The sequence below is a fragment of the Maribacter sp. genome, assembly GCF_049667165.1.
In the GTDB taxonomy this organism is placed as follows: domain Bacteria; phylum Bacteroidota; class Bacteroidia; order Flavobacteriales; family Flavobacteriaceae; genus Maribacter_A.
In genome coordinates this window covers 1-2245 of record NZ_JBATHS010000203.1, presented here as the reverse complement: position 1 = coordinate 2245, position 2245 = coordinate 1, and the positions used below count along the sequence as shown (strand labels likewise).

Genomic DNA, 2245 nt, shown 5'->3' with positions numbered 1-2245 from the left:
GACAGTCTTTTCTAGCCAGGAAAAGTCAAGAAAACCACAGAGAACACAGAGCTCACAGAGGACAAAAAGGAGATGAATAACTGAGATAGCAGTCCTGCCACTATTTTAAATTCTCTGTGTACTCTGTGTGCTCTGTGGTTTTCTTGACTTTTCCTGGCTAGAAAAGACTGTCATGATGCTGAGCATCAAGGGTAGTCATGTGATATTTTTATTCGAATCATCCAGGTTAGAAACAAGCGGGGAGTGACATGGAGAGTATTCTCAATATCACCAATGGAGACAGCGCGGTCGAGCTGATGCGGAAAGCCGGCATTTCCGGGGAGTATCTGCCCTGGCGGGACGTGCTGCATGATGGTCCGGTTCCCGCAGGGTTGTCGCTGCCTAAACTGTCGAAGGTGCGCGCCAGGTTTATCGCTGAGCGGGGTTGGGCTGATCTCCATGAGGTGGAACAGAGTTTTGCTGAACGAGATCAAATTCTGGCAGACTTTCGAGATTACGACAGGGTGATCCTCTGGTTTGAACACGACCTCTACGACCAGTTGCAGATTCTGCAGATCCTCGACTGGTTTGCCGACAATCCGCCCGCTGCAGGCAGCCTGAGCATGATCTGCACCGAGCAGTATCTGGGCATGTGCACCCCTGAGCAGATCGCCAGCCTGATTGAGTATGAAGCGCCAGTCACTGACCGGCAGTTGTCATTGGCAAAGTGGGCCTGGGCGGCGTTCCGTTCATCGAATCCGCAGGAGTGGCAGGCGTTGTTACAGATCGATACCTCAGCGCTGCCGTTTCTAGAGGGCGCTGTGCTCAGGCAGTTGCAGGAGTATCCGGATTGTGACAGCGGATTGTCCCTGACCGCACAACGGGCCCTGAATATCCTCGCCCAGGGCGAGCGTCCCCCCGGCCGGTTGTTCGGCGACACCATACAACTGGAAGAGCGAAAGTTCATGGGGGATTCCAGTTTCTGGGTGATCCTGCAGGAACTGCTCGATTCCGATCCACCGCTGCTGGAACTGCCGGAAGGTCTGCAACTGACTCTGCCAATCAGCCCTGCACAAAAGTTAACCCTTACCAGGGAAGGCGAAGCGGTGTTGGCGGGTCGCAAGAACTGGCTCGATTCTACTGCAATTGACCGCTGGATCGGAGGTGTCCATCTGACCTCGAATACACTCTGGTACTGGAATCCTCAGGCCAGTGAGCTGGTACATTCCTGAACGCCTACTGGTAAGGGAGGCGCATTGCCTCCCTGTTACTTTAGGACTCTGTTGTCTGTAACTGAAGTTTCCCATTTTCCCCTATGCGACCATGCGTAACAATGCGCTGATGAAGGGATTTTGCTTTGGTTTACGCGGATTAGGGCAAAGGGTAACAAAATCATTATCGAGAGCTGCTTGAGTGATGAGTTTTCTCACATCGGAAAAGGCGAAGTGCTTTCGATTGTTAACAGCGTAATAACGCTTTGGAGTGTGATCAAGGTGATCGGCGTAAACCCACGTAACAGTAGCTGCCATCATACAGAAGTTGAGATGGTTGGTGACGGCATGAGGATTCCAGGTTTGGCTTTTTGAGCTACCGATTTCTTGCTTGATTTCTTTGAAACCGGACTCGATTTTCCAACGGGCGCCGTAGTATTCGATGATCTGTACGACGGAGAGATCGAGGTCCGTAGAAAAAAGCGCAATCCACTGAGATTTGCGATAAATCCAGACGACCCGGACGGCACACTTAAGTGTTTTAAGCATGACAATTTTGTCGTAGGCCAATACATCACGTTGTTTGCCATAGAGGTTGACTGAGTAGGGAGTAACGCGACTTTTAGCTCGCTTTGCCAGTGTCGTTGCGCAACCCAATTTGCGGCCATACTTTCTTGGCCTGCCCCGTTGGTGCTTGCGGCGTTTGGGTGGCGAATCGAAAAGAGAAGCGTTGACGCGCAACCGTGAAAGGATGTGGCAATGCTGTCCGATGGTTTTGCGCAGGGGTTTGAACAAGCCATCGTTTCCGAACCAGCTATCAGTCACGATCAACAAGGGGGTATCGGGAAAAGCATCGGCTATTTTAGAGAGCATCTCAATAGCTTGCTCGAACTTGGTTTGGAAGAGGAACGTTTTGTCGTTGACCGTAACGTTACCGGCGTCGATCGTTTTTTTCATGTGGTAAAAGCGAAAGGCCAAGGGCAAGCAAGCCCAGCGACCTTTGATGATTTTCAACAGGCCGATGGATACGACATTTTGCGACCAGGGATATTTGG

The 2245-nt window shown here is 51.3% G+C and carries 2 protein-coding genes; one reads left to right on the top strand and one right to left on the bottom strand.

All coding sequences use genetic code 11. The features are described from left to right. Nucleotides 1-248: 248 nt before the first annotated feature. Nucleotides 249-1211: a hypothetical protein gene (locus WBM98_RS10185; protein WP_424365916.1), complete on the top strand. Its 963-nt coding sequence runs from the start codon at nt 249-251 to the stop codon at nt 1209-1211. 81 nt (nt 1212-1292) lie between these two features. On the opposite strand, the gene WBM98_RS10180 is transcribed toward WBM98_RS10185, so the two are convergent. Then, a partial coding sequence (locus WBM98_RS10180; protein ID WP_424365915.1) for an IS701 family transposase occupies nt 1293-2245 on the bottom strand: 953 nt, incomplete at its 5' end.

What these genes read in the sequence shown, in the direction of transcription:
- WBM98_RS10185 (WP_424365916.1), top strand. Translation starts at nt 249, where the DNA reads ATGGAGAGTATTCTCAATATCACCAATGGAGACAGCGCGGTCGAGCTG.